Raw genomic sequence first — 20,895 nt, 5'->3', positions numbered from 1 at the left:
TTCTCACGGTAAATTTCATGCACTCGGATTATATAAGGATATAAAATATGTCAAACCCAGCTCACATTTGGTTAACTGATGAAAATGGCTCGCCTATTGTTGGGGGATGTCTTATACCCGCCAGGCTCGGTTCCATTGAGTTAAAATCATTATCACACAATGTTAACATTCCTGTTGATCAGCACATGGGAAAATTAACAGGAACAAGAATTCATTCACCGATTATTATGCAAAAAGAGTTTGACCAAACCACACCGCTTCTTTTCCGGGCATTATGTGAAGGCCGCACACTGCAATCCGCAATAATAAAAATGTATCACATATTGGATGCGGGGATTGAAAGTGAATATTTCAATATTATTTTAGAAAACGTCAAAATCACATCTATTTCCCCCTATTTGCTTCCAAATGGAATGACAAGTACACATATAGAAAATATCGAATTACGTTATCAAGCCATAACTTGGAAAAATGTAGAAGGGAATATTATATACAAGGATACGTGGAATGAGCGCATGACAGCTTAGTGCCGAAAAGAATGTCTGGCGATTTAGAATGAGTCTTTTGATATGTCACGAACCTGCCAGGCGGAGCTTAGTCTCCGCTTTTTTTGTTTCTTATTGTCACCCTCGCTCACAAAATCGCCTCCCTCTGTAATAAAAATGTAACATTTCAGTCATAAATCACAGTTCGTTTGTGCGCAAATGGCTAAAATGATGTTCGTTTTGGAACACATTGGCTCCGCCATTTCGTCCGTGGCTCATGATGAGTCCGCCCTGATTTATGCCATCGGAGGCATTTATGCTCAGTATCTTTAAACCCGCGCCCCACAAAGCTCCTGTTGATGAGGCTCACGTCGATCCGCTGTACCGCCGTCTCCGCTGGCAAATCTTCATGGGGATTTTCTTCGGTTATGCGGCCTACTATCTGGTGCGCAAAAACTTCGCGCTGGCCATGCCTTATCTGATTGATCAGGGCTTCTCCCGTGGAGACTTAGGGTTCGCACTGTCCGGGATTTCCATTGCTTATGGCATCTCAAAATTCATCATGGGTTCGGTGTCTGACCGTTCGAATCCGCGCGTATTTCTGCCCGCTGGTTTGATTCTGGCGGCGGCCGTGATGTTGTTTATGGGCTTCGTGCCGTGGGCAACCTCAAGCATTGCCATCATGTTTGTGTTGCTGTTCCTGTGCGGCTGGTTCCAGGGCATGGGCTGGCCGCCGTGCGGACGTACGATGGTGCACTGGTGGTCGCAGAAAGAACGCGGCGGCGTGGTGTCGGTGTGGAACTGTGCGCATAACGTCGGCGGCGGTATTCCTCCGCTGCTGTTCCTGCTCGGTATGGCGTGGTTTAACGACTGGCATGCAGCGCTGTATATGCCTGCCTTCGGCGCAATTCTGCTGGCGGTGTTTGCCTTCATGACCATGCGCGATACACCGCAATCCTGTGGTCTGCCGCCCATTGAAGAATACAAAAACGATTATCCGCCGGACTATGTGAAAGAGTCCGCCGAGCAGGAACTGACGGCGAAACAGATTTTCATGCAGTACATTTTGCCGAACAAATTGCTGTGGTATATCGCACTGGCTAACGTCTTTGTCTATCTGCTGCGTTACGGCATTCTCGACTGGTCACCAACGTATCTGAAAGAAGTGAAGCATTTCGCGCTGGATAAATCCTCGTGGGCGTATTTCCTTTATGAATACGCTGGCATTCCCGGCACGCTGCTGTGTGGCTGGATGTCGGACAAAGTTTTCAAAGGCAATCGTGGTGCCACCGGCGTGTTCTTCATGGTGCTGGTGACTATCGCTACCGTCGTTTACTGGCTGAATCCGGTCGGCAATCCGGGTATTGATATGGCCTGTATGATCACCATCGGTTTCCTGATTTACGGGCCGGTGATGCTGATTGGGTTACATGCGCTGGAACTGGCACCGAAGAAAGCAGCCGGTACCGCCGCAGGCTTTACCGGACTGTTTGGTTATCTGGGCGGCTCGGTCGCGGCCAGCGCCATTGTCGGTTATACCGTGGATTATTTTGGCTGGGACGGTGGCTTTATCGTGATGATCGCCGGTTGTGTGCTGGCTGTTCTGTTGCTGTTACTGACCATGCTGAGTGAAAACAAACACAAAGCGCAGCTGGCTAAAAACATCTGACTTTGATTTATCTTCGTCGTAAAGGCACTGGAAGGTGCCTTTTTTGTTTTTACGCGGCGTCGGGAATGATGCGCCTGCCTGCTTCATCAAACAGTAAAACACTGGCAGCATTAAACCCGAACCTGAGCGGTGTGTTTTTAGCAAAGGAGAGCTGTTTCGACGATTTCATTTTCAGGATGTGCTCACCAACGCGCGCATATACCAGCGTGGAATCACCCTGCAATTCAGTGAAATCAACCAAAACTTCAAATGCATGATCCGTCACTTCATTCAGGCGCAACAGCTCAGGGCGGATGGCCAGCGACACCATTTGTCCATCCTGCGCCGCCGGGAATTTATCCTCCAGCGGGTACATCGGCTGGCCGTCAATACTCAGCTGGCGGCCGACGACTTGTGCCGGGATCACATTGATTTTCGGCGTACCGATAAAACCGGCGACGAACAGGCTGGCCGGGCAATTATACAGCTCAACCGGCGTGCCAATTTGCTCAATGTGACCTTTGTTAAGCACCACGATCCGGTCCGCCAGTGTCATGGCCTCGACCTGATCGTGGGTCACGTAAATCATGGTGTTTTTCAGACGGGCATGTAGCTGACTGATTTCCTGACGCATCTGCACACGCAGCGCGGCATCAAGGTTCGACAGCGGTTCATCAAACAAAAAAACTTTCGGCTGCTGAACAATGGAACGCCCGATAGCGACGCGCTGACGCTGTCCGCCGGAAAGATTTTGCGGTAACCGGTCGAGCATGTCGTCCAGCCGCAGGATCAGGGCCGCTTCGCTTATGCGTCGGGCAATTTCTTCCGGCGGCGTGCGGATATTTTTCAGACCAAATGCCAGATTCTGTCTGACGGTCATGTGCGGATAAAGCGCGTAGGACTGAAATACCATCGACAGACCGCGCTTCCCGGCGGGTAAATCCGTCACATCAGTTTCTTCAATGTGAATAGTCCCGTCGCTCAGCGCATCCAGCCCGGCAATCATGCGCAGTAACGTTGATTTCCCGCACCCTGACGGACCGACCAGTACCAGAAACTCACCGGAGTGGATCTCCAGAGACAAATCGGGGATCACGACAGTTTTGTCATAGTATTTTTTGATATTTTTGAGTGTTAAGCCTGACATAACGTTGTCCTTTAAAACAAAAAGATGAGCGGTTACGCCCCGGCAAGGGCGAGCAGTTTTCCGGTGATTTCAGCTAACAGCGCGGTGGATTGTCGGGTTTCGACGTTGAGGCGCAGGAGCGGCTCAGTATTGGAAGCGCGTAAATTAAACCGCCAGTTATCGAATTCCATACTCAGCCCGTCAGTCTGGCGGGTACTTAGCGCCTGATGTTGGTAATGGTCGCGGACACGGCTGATGGCCTCAGCGGGCTGACTGACGGAGATATTGATTTCACCGGATACCGGGAAAAGGGCTTTACGGGCAGCAATCAGTCCGGACATTTTCCGGCTGCACTGGCTGAGATGTTGTAGTACCAGTAAGGCAGGAATCATCCCGCTGTCGCAGTAACCAAAATCGCGGAAGTAGTGATGGGCGCTCATTTCACCGCCGTAAATAGCGTTTTCACTGCGCATTCTTTCTTTGATGAAGGCATGGCCGGTTTTGGTTTCGATGGCGATACCGTGTCTGGCGCTGATAATGTCGCGGGTATTCCAGACCAGACGCGGATCATGAAGGATTTTTTCGCCGGACGAGCGTTGCAAAAACAGTTCAGCCAGCAATCCCACAATGTAATACGCCTCAACGTATTCACCCTGTTCATCAAAGATGAAGCAACGGTCAAAATCACCGTCCCAGGCAATGCCCAAATCCGCCTGATGTTCACGCACCGCATCGCATGTCGCCAGTCGGTTTTCCGGCAACATCGGGTTGGGAATACCGTGGGGGAAAGTGCCGTCCGGCTCATGGTGAATTTTTATTAGCGTAAGGGGAATACCGCGTGCCAGAAAGGCGTGTTCCAGCGCATCCAGCGTCGGGCCAGCCGCACCGTTTCCTGCGTTAACCACCACCCGCAGCGGCCGTCCGAACGGTAACGTTAAATAGCTAAGCAGATGATCCAGATAAGCGCGGCGGTTTGAAAGCTGCTGATACGAACCGGGCTGCGCCACCGCCGAAAACAGATGATTTTCGGCCAGTGCCTGAATATCGTGTAAACCGTTTTCGCTGCTGACAGGTCTTGCATCCCGTCCTACCAGCTTCATACCGTTATAATTGTCCGGATTATGGCTGGCGGTGATCTGAATTCCGCCATCAGCCTGCAGGGAACGGGTGGCAAAATACACCTCTTCGCTGCCGGTCATACCAATATCAATCACGCCGCAGCCCTGATCCATCAGTCCGCGCGCAACGGCCTGCTTGAGAGCCGGTGATGTCAGGCGAATATCACTGCCCAGCACCACCCGTTTTGGGCGATAAAAATGCGCAAATGCACAACCGATACGGTAAGCAATATCCTCGTTTAATTCGCTGCCCAAAACACCGCGTATATCGTAAGCTTTAAAACACGTTAATAAGGCCATATTTCATCCTGAAAATAGACATAAGTACTTGCGTCTTTATGGCCCCACCGGGAATCAGGTAGAACCACGTATAATTAACGTAAACTCAAGGTCGAAGTGAATATTATTTTCCCCCTCCAGCAGCAAGGCCGCGGCTATCTCACCTTTTCTGACCGGATCCTGGGCAATGGTAGTGAGCCCGATTTCATTCTCTGGACGGGGAATATTATCAAATCCGGTAATCGCGATATTTTGCGGAACACGTAACCCGGCCTGCCGGCAATAATTAATCGCACCTTGCGCAAAGCGGTCAGACAGGCAAATAAACGCGGTTATTCCCGGATTTATTTTAAGTAATTCCTGCGCTGCTATTTCGCCAAACATCTCGTGATGGCTTGTTTCACAAAGAAAGCAATTATCGAGTTCGATATTCCATTCGCGGAAAGTCTCCACACAAGATTTCACCCGGGTGATCATAACGTCATTATCGCCTGAAATATCCTGACTCAATGGCACGACACCCTTACGCCCCTGCAGTGAAGGAAATGAAATAATGCCGAATTCACGGTGTCCTTTTTCCAGCAGGTGCAGGCAAATTTCCCTCATCGCCCGGTAGTTATCAATGGAGACACTGCTGTGCGGGGGAATTTTAAAATCCGTGGTCACCACAGGCAGATTTTTTGACAATGCCTTAGCGATAATCTGGTCATTATTGTGTGTCGCATTAAGGATATAGCCATCTACCGCAGTGTTAATCACACTGGCCCGCGCGCCCTGTCCGTTATGCAACGGGATCAGGATGATGCTGACACCTTTCCGGTCACATTCACCCGCGATGCCCTGCATGAGCTGCACGTCATGGCTGTCAGTAAAAACATAACTCAGCGTGTCATTGAAGATAATGCCAATCGCATCCGACCTGCCGGTACGTAATGCGCGCCCGATATTATCAGGGCCGTAGAAATTAACGGAATGCGCATAATCAATTATTCGCTTTCTTAAGGATTCAGATAACTTTCCCGGATTATTAAATGCATTCGACACCGTCGTATGCGTCACCCCTAATTCACGGGCAATTGACTTTAAGGTTATCTTACTCAGTTTACACACTCCTGAATACTTTGAATAAATGAAATCCCCCGTCTGAAAAACCCTTAATTCGCCAATATATACTCACAGAAAATAGGCTATTGCAATGAATATATAAAATAAAGTTTAACGTTAAACAAAATCATTTCTGTGACCGTAATAACGTTTACTGATTGTATGTCCATGCTAGCGTTTAAAATAGAAGCCCACTCATAAAAATATAATATAAATAACCATTAAATATAATTATGAATTATTAATAACAACCTAATGGAAATAGGATACAGCATGAAAATAATGAAACTGGCTGCACTTGCAGGTATCACGTTATTTCTTTCGGGCTGCGGGCCTGAGGAGAAAGATCAAACCAGCATTAAAATGTGGATAGCGCCTAATGTTACTCAGGAAGTGTATTGGGGCGAGGTGGTAAAAGAATGGAACAGTAATCCGGCCAACAGGAAGGTGGAATTCACGCCAATACCGGCTGCGGGGAGCTCTGAAGAAGCCATTATGAACGCGCTGGCATCAGGCACTGAGCCCGATATATCCACCAATATTTTTATCGGCTTCGCGAAACAGTTATCCGAACTTAAACAACTCAATGACTACGCCAAAATGCCCGGTTTTCAGGAACTGGTTGAAACCCGACATATGGGGAAAGCCATGGCATCATGGCAGTTCGAAGGGCAGCAAAATGTTATCCCGATTTATATCAGCCCGGTCGTGTACTGGTGGCGCAGCGATCTGCTGGCTGAGCAAGGTTTTGATCATGTGCCGACCACCTATGATGAGATTTACACGCTGTCAGAACGGATAACGCAAAACCAGAAAGGTTACAGTCTGCAAATCACCAGCGGCAAAAACTGGTGGGATCGCTGGTTTGACTTTATTCCGCTGTATTACGCCGCCTCTCAGGGCAGCCCGTATATTCAGGATCACAAATCCAGCTTTGATAACGAAGCCGGACAACAGACCCTCACCTTCCTCAACAAAATGTTTGCGAACAAATGGACCAGCTACGACTTCACCGCCGCAGACGATCCGCTGGCAGCGGGAACCGTGCTGGGCGCGGTACGTGGTCCATGGGATATCGACCGCTATCAGAAACAATTTCCCGAAGTGTTAAAAACCATCCGTATCGGCCCGATGCCGACACAAACCGGCGAACCCGGCGTTGCCACCATGGCTGACAGCAAAGGGATCGTGATGTTCAGTACATCAAAAGTGCAGGCCGACGCCTGGAAGTTTATTCAATGGGTATACAGCGATCCTAAACATGACCGACGCTGGCTGGAACTCACCGGCATGCCGCCTGCCCGGGAAGATCTGCAAAGTAATCCGATTTTTGAAGAGTATCTGCAACAGCACGCATTGGTTAATGCGATCGCCTCCTACGTGTCGAAAGCGGTTCCGCCAGCACCAGTCACTAAAACCGTTGAAGTCCAGCGGACGATGACGCAAATGATTGAAAATTTGGTGTTTAAAAATAGCCCGATACCCGAGGTGATTCAGGCGTCCTCACAAGAGATCGACAAAACGCTGGAGCAGTAAGTGATGATAAAAATGAAAGAGTCATCACTCGGAGGCCTTCTGGCCTCCACTTACCTCGGATATTCGCTGGTATTCTGGCTTTATCCTTTTCTCTGGCTGGCGGTGCTGAGCTTTACTGACTGGAAATTTATTGGCACACCGTCTTTTAACGGCGTGAAGAATATTATCGCCGTCATGCAGAATCCTTTATTCTGGACGGCGATGTATAACGTATTTAAATTTCTGGCTTACTATCTGCCCATTGTCCTGGTGTCTTCATTATTATTCGCGTTCGGATTAAGAAAAATAAAATATGGCAAAGCGTTTGTTGCCCTGAGCTTCCTGCTCGCCAATGTTTCATCCGGCGTGGCGTATTCCATTGTATTTTCCAAACTGTTCAGTGAAACAGGACCGATAAATACGTTCCTGATGGACATGTTTGGCGTTAACGTCCCGTGGTTCACCCATCCGGATTTCGCCATGTTATCGATTGCCCTTATTATCACCTGGAAATTTGTCGGCTATTACGGCCTGATTTTTTATTCCGGGCTGATTACTATTCCCAAAGATATTTACGATGCCGCCGATCTCGATAAAACCACGGGCCTCGGAAAAATATGGCATATCACATTGCCCCTGATGAATGCCCAGATAGTCATGGTGCTGGTTCTCGCGATCACAGTAGCGTTCAGTATTTTCACCGAACCCTATCTCATCACCGGAGGCGGTCCGCTGAAAAGCACCACCACGCCAATGGTGGTGATGTATGAAGCCGCCTTCCGGCAGATGCAGCCAAGCTGGGCCGCTACCATGTCAATTATTGTCGCGCTGTTCAGTTTCACATTGATCTGGATATTGCGCCGGTGTCTGGAAAAGAAAATCGAGATCGTATGATGAAGACACAATCTGCGGAGACGGGAGCCGTCGCTCCTGTACAAAAATTTTTACTGAAACAAACAATCAGCTCCGTGGCGATCCACCTGCTGATGTTTGCGCTGGCCATCACCTGGTTATATCCGTATTTGTGGATGTTAATCGGTTCGTTTAAAAATACAGCCGATATTTATACGACATCTCTTTTTTCCGGCCCGCTGTCATTCGATAATTATATTTTCCTGTTTGATGGTACCGGTAAAGCGGAAAAACCCTTTCTGCGCACATTGTTTAACTCCATATTCATTACATTAACCATAACGGTATGCGTCACGCTGAGTTCCTGTTTAATTGGTTATGCGCTGGCAAAAATGGAATTTAAAGGCCGGGATATTTTCAAAAACCTGCTTATCCTGCAAATGGTTTTTCCGGCTTTCATGTTTATTATTCCGCATTTCGTGCTGATGCGTGAACTCGGCATGATTAATTCCTATGGCGCCCTTATTTTACCGTTTGTGATGAATGGCTGGGGGATTTTTATGATCTCGCAGAGTTTTAAAGGCACGCCAAATGACTATATTCATGCCGCAAGGTTAGATCATGCCGGTCTTATCAAAATATTGCTCCATGTCATGCTGCCCCTCAACAAATCGATTCTGGCTATCGTCGCGATTTTTACTTTTACCAGCGCCTGGGACAATTTCCTCTGGCCGCTGATTGTGATGCAGGATGCCAACAAAATGCCGCTTTCAGTGCTGCTGGCAACGTTCAGTAAATCCTATGGCATTTATGTCGGCCCGGTACTGGCGGGTTCGGTAGTGCAAACCTTACCAATCGTCGTTTTGTTTATCCTCTTCAGGAAGCATTTCCTGGAAGGGATGTCGCTTTCACTTAAATAACAGGCCTGAATGATGGACAACCTGAAAACATGGCAGGACCGGGTATTTTATCAGGTGTATTTACCCTCGTTCTGCGACGGTAACGCTGACGGATTAGGCGATTTCCCGGGGCTGGTTTCTAAACTGGATTATCTGGCTGAGCTGGGCATTGGCGGCATCTGGATCACCCCCTTTTATCCCTCTCCGCTGGTGGATAATGGTTACGACATCAGTGATCACTGCGCCGTCGATCCACGCTTTGGCACAGTAGACCTTTTCGATGAACTGATTGCGGCCTGTCATCAGCGCGATATCTTGCTGGTCATCGACGTGGTGATTAACCACGTTTCGGACCAGCATCCGTGGTTTCAGGCGGCGCTCCGTCAGCCGGACAGTCCGTTCCGTGACTTCTTTTTCTTTCGTGAGCAAACCAACAACTGGACCTCTTTCTTTGGCGGTTCAGCCTGGACGCAGGAACCCGGCGGGACGGCCAGTTACTACCATAAATTCTCGCCTCAACAGGTATGCCTGAACTGGTCCAATCCCGCCGTTGAGCATGAGATCAAAAAAATCTTCGATTTCTGGATAGCGCGCGGCGTCGACGGCTTCCGGTTTGACGTGATTAATTTTCTGACCACTGACGGTATCGGGGAAGATCATCCGCCCGTTGAGGCAGGCGCAGAGCCCCCTCATGATAAAGATATCAATCAGCCCGGTGTGCTCAGCGTGGTGAATCGCCTGTGTCGCCATATCCGTGCGCAAGGTGAATTCCTGCTGATTGGCGAAGTGGGCAGTGATGAATTGCCGGTAATGGCACCTTATCAGGGCACAGAGTTGCTGGACGTGGTGTTCAATTTCAACCTTGGCAGCCAGAAACGCTTCGATATTGCAGCGATCTTCGCCGAAATACAGGCAATGGAAAACACACTCTCCGGTTTACCGACACTGTTTTTCTCCAGCCATGATATGTCACGCATGATCAGCCGTTTCGGTGAATCACCCCGCGATATTCCCCGCGCTGTAGCCGTTTTTGCCCTGCAAATGACCGCCCGGGGTTTGCCTTTTATCTTCCAGGGAGAAGAAATCGGCATGACCGATTTTGTCCCGCAGAATTTGCAACAGATGCGGGATATTCAGGGAATCACGCACTATCACACCGCTATTTCACAGGGCATGCATGAGGAGCAAGCGCTTACTTATGCATTACCTTTCTGCCGCGATGCCTCTCGTTTACCTGTCCCGTGGACGCCAGCCGATGCCCGTGAAAGCCAGATTAACGTCGAAAATGAGAGTAAGTGCTCACAATCAATTTTGTCCCGTTATAAGCAGCTGATCCACATAAGAAATACACACCCTTCTCTTCAGCGTGGCCACTATCAGTACCTCACGCTGTTTAAGCAATGCCTGATTTTCCGCCGCCAGCTGGGCGCGGAATGTCTGGAAGTGATGATCAATTTCGGTCCGCCTGTCGTCAACGTGGGCTATGCCGACGGCAATTCAGTCTTGTTTGGCACGGATGAACCGCTGCTGGAAAAAAACCAAATTCTTATCAAAAAGGTAAACCATGAAAATGCTCAGAAGTGAAAAAAATCCGCTGTTAGCACCTGCTGACGTTGCACCTTCCCAGCCCGGCTGGAAGGTCGATTGTGTTTTTAACGCAGGCGTATGTTCGTATCAGGGTGAAACCCTGCTGTTGCTTCGTGTCGCGGAAAGCGTGATCTCAACGGATGCTAATTGTCTGGAAGTGCCGCTTCTGGTGAACCAGCAAAACGTCTGGCGGGCGGGCACGAAACGTTTTCGACGTGACGACCCGGCCTATGATTTCAGCGACCCGAGAATGATTGCGCTGAAAGCTGACCCTTCAGTGATCTGGCTGACCTCGATGTCGCATCTGCGGTTAGCGCGTAGTCAGAATGGCGAAGATTTTAGTGTTGATGCACAGCCCTTTTTGACCGCTGATACGCAATACGAACAATTTGGCTGTGAAGATCCGCGAATTACGCTGATCGATGGCGTTTACTACATCAACTATTCGGCCATTTCGCCGTATGGCATTTCCACCGCGCTGGCGACGACCACCGATTTTGTCACGGTAGAAAAACAAGGCGTGATTTTCTGCCCCGATAACCGCGATGTCTGCTTCTTCCCGGAAAAAATTAACGGCAAATATCAGGCGCTGACCCGTCCTTCACCCAAACATTTTGGTAAGCCGGAGATCTGGATGTGTGAATCACCGGACATGCTGCACTGGGGCAATCATCGCCATTTACTCGGCAGTGCTTCCGGCGACTGGGATGCGCTGAAGCTGGGTGGTGGCGCACCGCTGATGAAAACGACGCGCGGCTGGTTGCAGATTTATCACGGCGTGGATAAAGACCAGCGTTATTGCCTCGGCGCGATGCTGCTCGATCTGAATAATCCGTCCAACATCCTCTCCAGGTCTCCAGTGCCGCTGCTACAGCCTGAAGCGATATATGAGAAAGAAGGATTCTTTGGCAACGTGGTGTTCACCTGCGGCGCATTGCTGGAACAGGATTTGCTGAAAATTTACTACGGCGCAGCCGATGAATGTATCGGGCTGGCGACAATGCCGCTCGATGCCTTATGGGCGCATCTCGGATTACCGCTGTGAGCAGGGTTGAAACATTACTCCGGCAATTTCGTACTCTGAAATTGCCGGTACCCGCCGGAGAAAAAATCCAGTTCTCCGGCGCAGGAGACGACGATGTTTATAACCTGACCGCTCCGTTTCAGTGCGGTGATACTTCGGTCATTGCGGCTCGTGTCGAGCCCAGAAACTCCGAGTTATCACAGGTAAAATTTTTTGCATTTGATGGCGTCCGCCAGTGCGAATTACTGCCCGACGCGCCGGTCTTCGCTCTACAGGATCCGTTTTTTGCCCGGATCGGCGGGGAGTTTATTTTTGGTGGGGTGAGTGTTGAACCGGCGGATGACACCATCGGGAGACTGCGCTGGAAAACCGTGCTGTACCGGGGGACCGATTTGTATTCCCTGCGCCCATTTTTTATCGGGCCTGAGGGCATGAAAGACATCCGTCCGGTGGGTTTACCGGACGGAAAAGTATTACTGTTTACCCGTCCGCAGGGTGAAACCGGCGGACGGGGTACCATCGGCTATATTCTGCTGGATTCACTGGAGGATCTGACCCTGGGCAAGATAGCTCAGGCGACATTGTTGCAGGGACAGGTCGCCGCCGAAGAATGGTGCGGCGTGAACGCAGCTTATGTTCTGGATGGCCACCAGATCGGTGTGCTGGGACATGTCGCCCGTTTCGATGCGCAGGGGCACCGGAACTATTACGCCTGCTCGTTCATTTTCAACTACCAGACGTATCACCGGACAGCGCTGAAAATCATCGCTGAACGCAACCAGTTCAAACCCGGAGCCGCCAAACGTGCTGATCTTGAAGACGTTATTTTCCCCGGCGGCCTTTGCATTACTGAGTCATCCGTGCCCCGGTTATATTGCGGAACCAGTGACTGTGAAGCGCAATGGATTGGAATTAATAATCCTTTCCTATAACGGAATAAGATAATTTACGGGTGAATTTCACTAAATCACTTATCAGCACGACTCCGAAATAAATTCACACGCCCTCAATACCATTAAAAAATTTGATTTATTTGTCGCCACGAAACATCATATTAAAATCTGTATCAAAACATTACTCCATTAATTATCCATGGGATAAATTTGTCTTGTGTAAATATTCATTCCTTAAATATATTCTGCCCATTTTAATGGCTGGCGTCATTACATCCGGCGTTGCGGCCCCCCTGAATCCGGCAGACCGAGACCTGATCCGTCAGGAACAACAGGAATTATTAAGGCAAAGCCAGCAACAACGTGATGATCTACAACGCAGTTTTTCTCCCGTTTCATCCATCGAATCACACATAGAAGAAAATAATGGCCCCTGCTTTTACATTCATAAAATATATATAAATAACGTAACTCTTCTTTCTGATAAAAAACAACGCGAGATTAATAAATCTCATCTTAACCAATGTATTGGGATGAACGGGATTGCGGAGATAACCCGTCAAATCTCTGACTGGTATATTCACCAGGGATATATAACCAGCCGGGCTTTTATCACCGAACAGGATTTATCTCAGGGTGAATTACATATTTCGGTACTGGAAGGACGTCTTGAGAAAATTACCCTCGAAGGCATGTCAGCGCCACAATTAAGAATGGCTTTCCCGGGACTGGAAGGCGGCATTCTTAACCTGCGTGACATCGAACAGGGTATGGAGCAAATCAACCGGTTGCGCAACGATCCGGTGCAAATAGAGATCCTTCCGGGCAAGAAATCAGGCTATTCCATTGTCAATCTCACCGCCTCGCCGGAATTCCCCCTCAGTTTCTCACTTAACTTTGATAACAGCGGGCAGAAAAGTACCGGTACCGGGCAATCTGGCGGCTCGCTGACGGCCAATAATGTGCTGGGTATTGCGGATAAATGGTTCGTCAGCGGCGGGCGCAGCAGCGATTTTTCATCCACGCATGACGCACAAAATGTTCAGGCCGGGCTGAGCATTCCCTACGGTTATAACCTGTTTGATTACAGCTATAGCTGGAGCAACTACCTCAGCACCATTGACAACAATGGCTTTGGCTGGGCATCGACCGGCGACAGCATCAGCCACCGTTTTACCACCTCGCGGGTGTTATTCCGCGATGGCGATATCAAAACCGGTGCCTCCATCGGACTGACACATCAGATCAGCAATAACTATCTCAATGATGTGTTGCTCGACAGCAGCAGTCGCAAGCTGACCAGCCTGCTGTTTGGCCTCAACCACACGCAAAAAATCTTCGGTGGCGTCGCAACTTTCAACCCCACTTTCAGCCATGGCGTGTCCTGGCTGGGTGCGGAAGACGATAACGGCAAAAATGATGATTTGCCGAAAGCCGGATTTAAAAAATGGAGCCTGAACGGCAGCTTTCAGTTGCCGGTGGCTGAAGATTTATGGTGGCTGACCAGCGTCTACGGTCAGTGGTCGCCGGACAGGCTATATGGCAGCGAGCGTCTGACCATCGGTGGCGAAAGCTCGGTACGCGGCTTTAAAGAGCAATATCTTTCCGGCGATAACGGCGGCTACTGGCGTAACGAGCTGAACTACAGACTGTTCACATTGCCGCTTATCGGCCAGGTCAGCAGCGTGGTCGCACTCGACGGTGGCTGGCTGCAAAAAGATAATAAAGACCCGTGGGCGTCCGGCACGTTGTGGGGAGCCGCTGTCGGGCTTTCTACCACAAATCGTCACTACTCCAGCCAGTTTACCGTGGGTACACCGTTGCAATATCCGGACTGGTTAGCGCCTGACCACCTCAGCATTTATTACCGCATCGCGTTTGTGATTTAAGGGAAAACGATTATGGATAATCATCAACAACCAATGTGTTTTGCTCAACGCATACTGAGTTATTTGATCTGTGGCTTGCTGGCAGGACAACCTGTTTTGCCGGTGTTTGCCGCACCGGCGCCTGCAAATAGTGCTACAGGTATCGATAAGGCCGGAAACGGTGTGCCGGTAGTGAATATCGCCACACCTAACGGAGCGGGGATTTCCCATAACCAGTTTCAAAATTACAACGTCGGTAAAGAGGGGCTGATCCTCAATAATGCCACCGGCCAGCTAAACCAGACGCAGTTAGGCGGGCTGATTCAGAACAACCCCAACCTGAAAGCAGGCCAGGAAGCGCGCGGCATTATTAACGAAGTGACGGGCGCGAACCGTTCACAACTGAACGGTTACACAGAAGTCGCAGGAAAAGCGGCCAACGTGATGGTTGCTAACCCGTATGGCATCACCTGTAACGGCTGCGGGTTTATCAATACACCGAACGCCACGCTCACCACGGGTAAACCGGTGTTCGATGCGAGTGGCAACTTACAATCCCTTGATGTCAAAAAAGGTTCCATCACCGTTGAAGGCCAGGGGTTGAATGCCAGCCAGTCGGATGCGTTGTCAATCATCTCGCGGGCCACCGAAGTGAATGCACAAATTCATGCTAACGCGCTGAATGTTATCGCCGGCGCTAACCGCGTGGATAAAAATGGCCGCGTAACCGCGATGGCCGGTGAAGGCGCAGCACCCGTGGTGGCGGTGGATACCGGCGCGCTCGGCGGCATGTACGCCAGTCGTATCCGCCTGATTTCCAGCGATAAAGGCGTGGGAGTTAACCTTGGCAACCTGAACGCACGTCAGGGGGATATCACGCTGGATGCCAGCGGCAAACTCACTGTGCAAAACAGCCTTGCCAGCGGCAGCCTGAATGCCAGAGGGGAAAGCGTTACGCTGAGCGGTGAACATAAAGCCAGTGGCAGTATGAATGTCAGCGGGCAGGACATTGCACTTAACAACGGTACCTTTGCCAGCGACAACAATATCGCCCTTAACAGCGATGGCAAACTGACGTTAAGCAACAGCCGTTTGACTGCCGGAAACGACCTCAATCTCAACGCACAAGATTTAACACAGGATGGCCGCAGCAGCATCAATACGGCGCGTGATATTTCAGCACAGGTGGCGGGAACGATAACAAATCAGGGCCAGCTGATAGCCGGTAATAACGCCGCCATAAGCAGTGGTTCCCTGTCCAACAGCGGTAAAATTGCTGCCAAAGGCACTACCTCGATAAGTGCCGTAAAAACACTGAGCAACGCAGCAGGCGGTGAAATTCTTTCTGATGAAGCGCTGGTTGTGTCTGCGGAAGATATCCGGCAAAACGGGACCTTATCAGGCAAAAAATCACTGGCGATAGAGAGCCGCTCACTGACCGCCGCAAAAGGTTCGCTTTCGACCAGTCTGGGCAATGTTTCACTGAAAACCCGTGAAGCAAATCTGGGCGGGGATGTTATCGCCCACGGCGATCTTAGGGTGCAGGCGAATAAACTGACCAGCCAGCGTGACGCGCAGCTCCAGTCTGATGGTACGCTCACGCTGACAGCCACGGATGCCACGCTTTATGGCACTCAGGTGGCACAGGGTGCACTCACGCTTACGGCACAGAATCTGATTCACGGCGGCGTAACCACTGCGGCGAATCTCACGGTAAACAGCGGGCACTTTAATAACCTGAGTGAGGGTTTGTTTTTAAGTCAGGGGCATCTGGATATCAGCGGGAATACCGTTCTCAATGCCGGACAGGTAATGGGGAACAGCCTGTCACTGACGTCCGCTACATTCAGTAATGATGGCCTGTGGCAAGGAACTTCTGCGCTGCACATGACGGCAGATGAACTGCGCACAGGCAGCGCCAGCCGCACGCTGACGGCAGGCTCACTGACCCTGGATTCGGGTTTACTCAATACCGCAGGCACCCTGCAGGGGCAAAATGTTGTTATCACCGCCCGTGACTGGACGAACACAGGTTCCCTGCTTGGGACGGATAAACTGGATGTTTCGCTTGCCAGCACACTGAGTAACGACGGTGACATCTTAAGCCAGGGCAACGCCAGCCTTGCCGCGCAAAACATCGCTAATCAGGGCTCGCTGCTGAGTGGCGCAGATCTCACCCTGACGGGAGAGTCGCTTGATAACCGTGGCGCATTGCAGGGCAATAATCTGGTGATAAACGGCACGTCGCTGAATAACAATGGCGACATCATCGGCGTCAACGGACTGGTAGTGGCGCTGACCGGAGCATTTATTCAGCAACAGGACAAAACGCTGTTAACAGACGGAACCCTGGGGCTGAGTGCGGCGACAGTCAATAATGCCGGGCAAATTCAGGGTACGGATATTGCGCTGATCAGCGATTCTGTCGACAACAGCGGGCGTATTCAGGGGAACAATGACCTCGCATTCACCGGTAATCTGACCAACCGCGCTGCCGGTATTGTCCTGAGCCAGAACACCCTGAACCTCACCACGCCAAATCTCGTGAACTACGGCCTGATTCAGGGCGGCGGCATGACACGTATTGATGCCTCAGCGTCCGCACGTAACGACGGTAAAATCCTCTCCGGCGGTGAACTCACGTTTAACACGGCGAGCCTGACCAACAATAACTGGCTACAGGCCACATCTGTATTGCTGAATGCCGCTGCAATCGATAACTCAGGGACGGTGTTTAGCACCTCGAATCTGGCGATTCATGCCGACCGGATTGACCACAGGGCCGCAGGTAAACTTTACAGCGGCGGTAACTTACTGCTGACCAGCGGCGTTTTCGAACAGTTGGGTCAGGTGGTTGCGCTGGGTAATTTAACCCTGAAATTAACCGGTGCTTTTACGGGTAAAAACGTGCTGGCGGCAGGCAACGTGCTGGATATCACCAGCAATGGCGCGATAAACAATCAGGGCATGATGCAAGGCCAGGCGGTGAATCTGACTGCCGGAACGACGCTCACTAATAACGGACAAATCACCACCGGCAGCGGTGCAAGCATCCTCTCCGCAGGCAGTATTTCGATGAACACCGCAGGCACATTACAGGCTGGTGGCGACGTGGTACTGAACAGCCGTGGGAATATTACGGCGGCCGGTTTTATCGGCACTGCGGGCTCACTGACCCTCAATGCCGCCAGCAGTATTCTCAATACCGCCCTGCTGTATGCGGGCAACAATATGTATCTGCTGGCCAATACCATCCGCAATAACCACGGCGATATTCTGGCCGGTAACAGCCTGTGGATGCAGCGCGATATGGCGGGCAATGTGAACGCCGAAGTGGTGAATACTTCGGGGAATATCGAGACGGTAAATGGGGATATTACGATAAATACCGGGCATTTAGTGAATGAGCGGGAAGGATTAGTTGCTCATGTCACCGAAGAAACAGATTTAGCCGGACAATACTCATGGCTTACGTCGATTGATGCAGATGTCCCGCTAAGCTATCTGGATAGTATCAATTACGATTATGGCTACTACCGCGCAGATACTGGCTGTGGTAATGGTTGTGCCGGGGCATATTGGTCTCGTCCTGCCCCTTATAGCAACAGCGCTGAATTACAGTTTGCCGTTTCCCGTTCACAGGTCATTGTCGAGAGCAATGGTTCACCCGTTGCGCATATCTCTTCTGGCCGCGATCTTCTGCTCCATGCGGATGTACTGGAGAATAATGCCAGTCATATTTTAGCGACTAACAATGCCATTCTTAGTGGTAATACGCTTAATAACCAGTCATGGATAGAAAGCATTGAAACTCATTATTTGTCATATGCTTATGGTGGAAGTGAGTACGCAACGGAGTCCAGCATAACCTCTCAGAACGGCACTGGGGGCATGAATTCAATCTATTTTGTCACTACAGGGGATATCCGAACAGAGAGTACTGACGGTGATATATTCCGCTCCGTCATCCAGGCTGGCGGCAACGTCATTGCCAATTTTACCCAGGACATCAGCAACACCACCACCACGGCGAATGCCGGGGGCACCAGCAACATCATCACTGCCCCGACGCTAAATACACTCAGCCAGCCTGATGGCGTTCAGCAGCAAGATCTCGCCAACGCAGATAGCGCGGACATCACCTCGCCGCAATGGTACGAGAGTCTCACCGATGCAGTTGCTCACATCGCCGGGGGCAACAGCTTGTATCCTCTGCCGTCGGATAATAACGGCTATTTTGTCCCTTCAACCGATGCGAACAGCCCGTATCTGATCACCACGAACCCGAAACTCGACGGGCTGGGGCAACTCGATCAAAGCCTGTTTGGCGACCTGTACGCATTAATGGGGATCCAACCCGGTACGGCTCCGCGTGAAACTAACAGCCAGTACACCGACCAGAATAAATTCCTCGGTTCGGCGTACTTCCTCGACAAACTTAACCTGCATCCGGAATACGATTATCGCTTCCTCGGTGATGCGGCATTCGATACGCGCTACGTCAGCAACTTTATGATCAACCAGACCGGCAGCCGCTATATCAGCGGCCTCGGTTCTGATCTCGAGCAGATGCAATACCTGATGGATAACGCGGCAGGTGCGCAGCAGTCGCTTGGACTGGCCTTTGGTGTAGCGCTGACGGCTACGCAAATCGCCGCGCTCGACAGCAGTATCTTGTGGTGGGAATCCGCCAGCATCAACGGCCAGACGGTAATGGTGCCAAAAGTGTATCTGTCACCAAAAGACGTGACGGTGAATAACGGCAGCGTGATTGCTGGCAATAATGTCGGACTTTCAGGCGGCAGTGTCACCAATAGCGGCAGCACCCTCACCGCAAACAAAAACCTGTTTATCGGTAGTCAGAGCAGCATCAGCAACCTGAATGCTGGCCTGATGCAGGCAGGCAGTGCACTACAACTGGGCGCGCTGGGCGATATCAACAACATTGGATCCGCGATATCTGGCAAAACCGTCCAGCTTGAGAGCACAGGCGGCAGCATTAATAACATCACGCAAACCGAACAATGGCAGGCAGGCGGAACGGGCAGGCGCGGCGAGTCTGTCAGTTTCAGCGAGACACAAAGCGGCCCGATGGCGGGGATCATGGCTCAGGACGACATGATCCTGAGAGCCGGACAAGATATCAATATTACCGGCGCACTTGTGGCAGCAGGCGACGATCTGCTGATGCTGGCAGGCAATGATCTGAACCTGAATGCCATAGAAACCAGTCAGAGTGCCAGTCGTGGCAAAAGTGAAACCCACAGCACTGACAACGCCCGCACGACGATAACCGCAGGCGGCGATCTGACGCTGGTTGCCGGGCAGGATATCAACAGCCAGGCCGCAGGACTCGCCGCAGAAGGTGACGTGGCGATGCAGGCCGGTCGCGATGTGAATCTGATGGCGATAGAAACCACCGACGGCAGCAGCTACAAAGCGAAGAAAAAGGTCGAAATCAACGAATCGGTACGCCAGGACAGCACTGAAATCGTCAGCGGCGGCAACACCACAATCGTTGCCGGACGTGACGTCAACAGCAAAGCGGCACAGGTAATTGCCAGCGGCGATATCGGTATTGGCGCAGGCCGTGACATTAACCTCGAAACCGCCACTGAAAGTGATTACCACTTCAAAGAAGAAACCAAAACTAAAAAAGGGTTCATGAAAAAAACCACCACGCACACGGTGGAGGAAGACAGCGCAACCCGTGAAGCAGGCACCCTGCTCAGCGGCGATAACGTAACCCTCGTCGCCGGAAATGATTTGCTGGTGAAAGGCTCAGCGGTGGTCGGCGACGGCAATGTCAGCCTGAATGCGGGCAACAATATCGACATCGTGGCGGCGACCAACACCGACTCGACATACCGTCTCAAAGAGAAGAAAAAGAGCGGCATGTTCAGCGGCGGCGGCATTGGCGTCACCATTGGCACCAGTAAATCACGCTATGAAATGAACGATGAAGGTACCACGCAGAGCCAGAGTTTCAGCACCGTCGGTTCGACGGGCGGAAACGTCAGTATTAACGCCGGCGGTCAGGCGCATATCGGTGGCGCAGATATTATCGCCGGAAAGGATTTAAGCATTCGTGGCGACAGCGTACTGATTGAACCGGGCCGCGATGCGCGCACCCACGATGAATCGTTCGAGCAGAAACAGAGCGGGCTGACGATTGCCCTTTCGGGTGCGGCAGGCAGTGCGGTAAACAGCGCGGTGACGACGGCGCAGTCGGTGAGTGACGAAAGTGACGACCGGCTCGCGGCGCTGAAAATCGCACAGGGCGTGATGAGCGGCGTATCGACCGGTCAGGCGATGGAGGTGGCGCAGGCCACCACCGGCGATGCTTCCACGGCGTTTGGTATCAGCGCCTCGCTGGGCACGCAGTCGTCCAAATCGGAGAGCCACAGCGGACAGAACACGGCCACGGGCAGCACGCTGACGGCGGGTGATAACCTGTCAATAACCGCGACGGGCGGCGATATCACGGCCATCGGCAG

13 protein-coding genes are annotated in these 20,895 nt (G+C 51.1%); 10 read left to right on the top strand and 3 right to left on the bottom strand.

The genetic code is table 11. The annotated features are described in order from the left end of the window. The first annotated feature begins 47 nt into the window (after positions 1 to 47). Complete coding sequence (locus tag DXU84_RS23585; RefSeq protein WP_013577483.1) at positions 48 to 527, top strand: type VI secretion system tube protein TssD; 480 nt, start codon at positions 48 to 50, stop codon at positions 525 to 527. A 274-nt stretch (positions 528 to 801) separates the two neighbouring features. Continuing rightward, positions 802 to 2,154 (top strand): glycerol-3-phosphate transporter, encoded by a 1,353-nt coding sequence (gene glpT / locus DXU84_RS23580; protein ID WP_013577484.1) that lies wholly within the window; start codon positions 802 to 804, stop codon positions 2,152 to 2,154. 49 nt (positions 2,155 to 2,203) lie between these two features. On the opposite strand, the gene DXU84_RS23575 is transcribed toward glpT, so the two are convergent. Genes DXU84_RS23575 through DXU84_RS23565 form a run of 3 tightly spaced genes read right to left on the bottom strand, consistent with a single transcriptional unit; the run spans position 2,204 to position 5,766 of the window. After that, positions 2,204 to 3,280 carry an ABC transporter ATP-binding protein gene (locus tag DXU84_RS23575; RefSeq protein WP_153376738.1) on the bottom strand — a complete coding sequence of 359 codons (1,077 nt, stop codon included), beginning with the start codon at positions 3,278 to 3,280 and terminating at the stop codon, positions 2,204 to 2,206. Positions 3,281 to 3,312: 32 nt separating this feature from the next. After that, entirely contained in the window at positions 3,313 to 4,677 is a 1,365-nt protein-coding gene (locus DXU84_RS23570; RefSeq protein WP_153376737.1) for a phosphomannomutase CpsG, read from the bottom strand. Positions 4,678 to 4,731: 54 nt separating this feature from the next. Further along, the gene (locus DXU84_RS23565; protein WP_166861415.1) at positions 4,732 to 5,766 is read right to left on the bottom strand and encodes a LacI family DNA-binding transcriptional regulator; all 1,035 of its coding nucleotides are present in this window, start codon (positions 5,764 to 5,766) and stop codon (positions 4,732 to 4,734) included. Between the two features lie 267 nt (positions 5,767 to 6,033). On the opposite strand from DXU84_RS23565, the gene DXU84_RS23560 reads away from it, so the two are divergent. The 8 genes from DXU84_RS23560 to DXU84_RS23525 all read left to right on the top strand — a co-directional run. Next, positions 6,034 to 7,296 (top strand): ABC transporter substrate-binding protein, encoded by a 1,263-nt coding sequence (locus DXU84_RS23560; RefSeq protein ID WP_112197608.1) that lies wholly within the window; start codon positions 6,034 to 6,036, stop codon positions 7,294 to 7,296. Positions 7,297 to 7,299: 3 nt separating this feature from the next. Further along, entirely contained in the window at positions 7,300 to 8,169 is an 870-nt protein-coding gene (locus DXU84_RS23555; protein WP_013577489.1) for a carbohydrate ABC transporter permease, read from the top strand. 53 nt (positions 8,170 to 8,222) lie between these two features. Further along, on the top strand, positions 8,223 to 9,047 hold the full coding sequence (locus DXU84_RS23550; protein WP_041673250.1) for a carbohydrate ABC transporter permease: 825 nt from the start codon (positions 8,223 to 8,225) through the stop codon (positions 9,045 to 9,047). Positions 9,048 to 9,059: 12 nt separating this feature from the next. Further along, entirely contained in the window at positions 9,060 to 10,610 is a 1,551-nt protein-coding gene (locus DXU84_RS23545; protein ID WP_153376736.1) for an alpha-amylase family glycosyl hydrolase, read from the top strand. Further along, entirely contained in the window at positions 10,597 to 11,658 is a 1,062-nt protein-coding gene (locus tag DXU84_RS23540) for a glycoside hydrolase family 130 protein (RefSeq protein WP_112197615.1), read from the top strand. Before DXU84_RS23545 ends, DXU84_RS23540 begins: the two co-directional genes overlap by 14 nt. After that, entirely contained in the window at positions 11,655 to 12,569 is a 915-nt protein-coding gene (locus DXU84_RS23535; RefSeq protein WP_013577493.1) for a DUF1861 family protein, read from the top strand. Before DXU84_RS23540 ends, DXU84_RS23535 begins: the two co-directional genes overlap by 4 nt. A gap of 218 nt (positions 12,570 to 12,787) precedes the next feature. Beyond that, entirely contained in the window at positions 12,788 to 14,419 is a 1,632-nt protein-coding gene (locus DXU84_RS23530; RefSeq protein ID WP_194286529.1) for a ShlB/FhaC/HecB family hemolysin secretion/activation protein, read from the top strand. Between the two features lie 12 nt (positions 14,420 to 14,431). Next, positions 14,432 to 20,895, top strand: a 6,464-nt coding sequence (locus DXU84_RS23525; RefSeq protein ID WP_153376733.1) for a hemagglutinin repeat-containing protein, incomplete at its 3' end; no start/stop codon positions are given.

Source organism: Rahnella sp. RcJ3 (assembly GCF_009498575.1).
GTDB lineage: Bacteria > Pseudomonadota > Gammaproteobacteria > Enterobacterales > Enterobacteriaceae > Rahnella > Rahnella aceris.
The sequence above is the reverse complement of the archived record's forward strand: the minus strand, read 5'-3'. Positions and strand labels throughout refer to the sequence as shown.

Coding starts and splice junctions, on each gene's coding strand:
- glpT (WP_013577484.1), top strand. CDS start 802: ATGCTCAGTATCTTTAAACCCGCGCCCCACAAAGCTCCTGTTGATGAG.
- DXU84_RS23585 (WP_013577483.1), top strand. CDS start 48: ATGTCAAACCCAGCTCACATTTGGTTAACTGATGAAAATGGCTCGCCT.
- DXU84_RS23575 (WP_153376738.1), bottom strand. CDS start 3,280: ATGTCAGGCTTAACACTCAAAAATATCAAAAAATACTATGACAAAACT.
- DXU84_RS23545 (WP_153376736.1), top strand. CDS start 9,060: ATGGACAACCTGAAAACATGGCAGGACCGGGTATTTTATCAGGTGTAT.
- DXU84_RS23560 (WP_112197608.1), top strand. CDS start 6,034: ATGAAAATAATGAAACTGGCTGCACTTGCAGGTATCACGTTATTTCTT.
- DXU84_RS23540 (WP_112197615.1), top strand. CDS start 10,597: ATGCTCAGAAGTGAAAAAAATCCGCTGTTAGCACCTGCTGACGTTGCA.
- DXU84_RS23570 (WP_153376737.1), bottom strand. CDS start 4,677: ATGGCCTTATTAACGTGTTTTAAAGCTTACGATATACGCGGTGTTTTG.
- DXU84_RS23555 (WP_013577489.1), top strand. CDS start 7,300: ATGATAAAAATGAAAGAGTCATCACTCGGAGGCCTTCTGGCCTCCACT.
- DXU84_RS23530 (WP_194286529.1), top strand. CDS start 12,788: ATGGCTGGCGTCATTACATCCGGCGTTGCGGCCCCCCTGAATCCGGCA.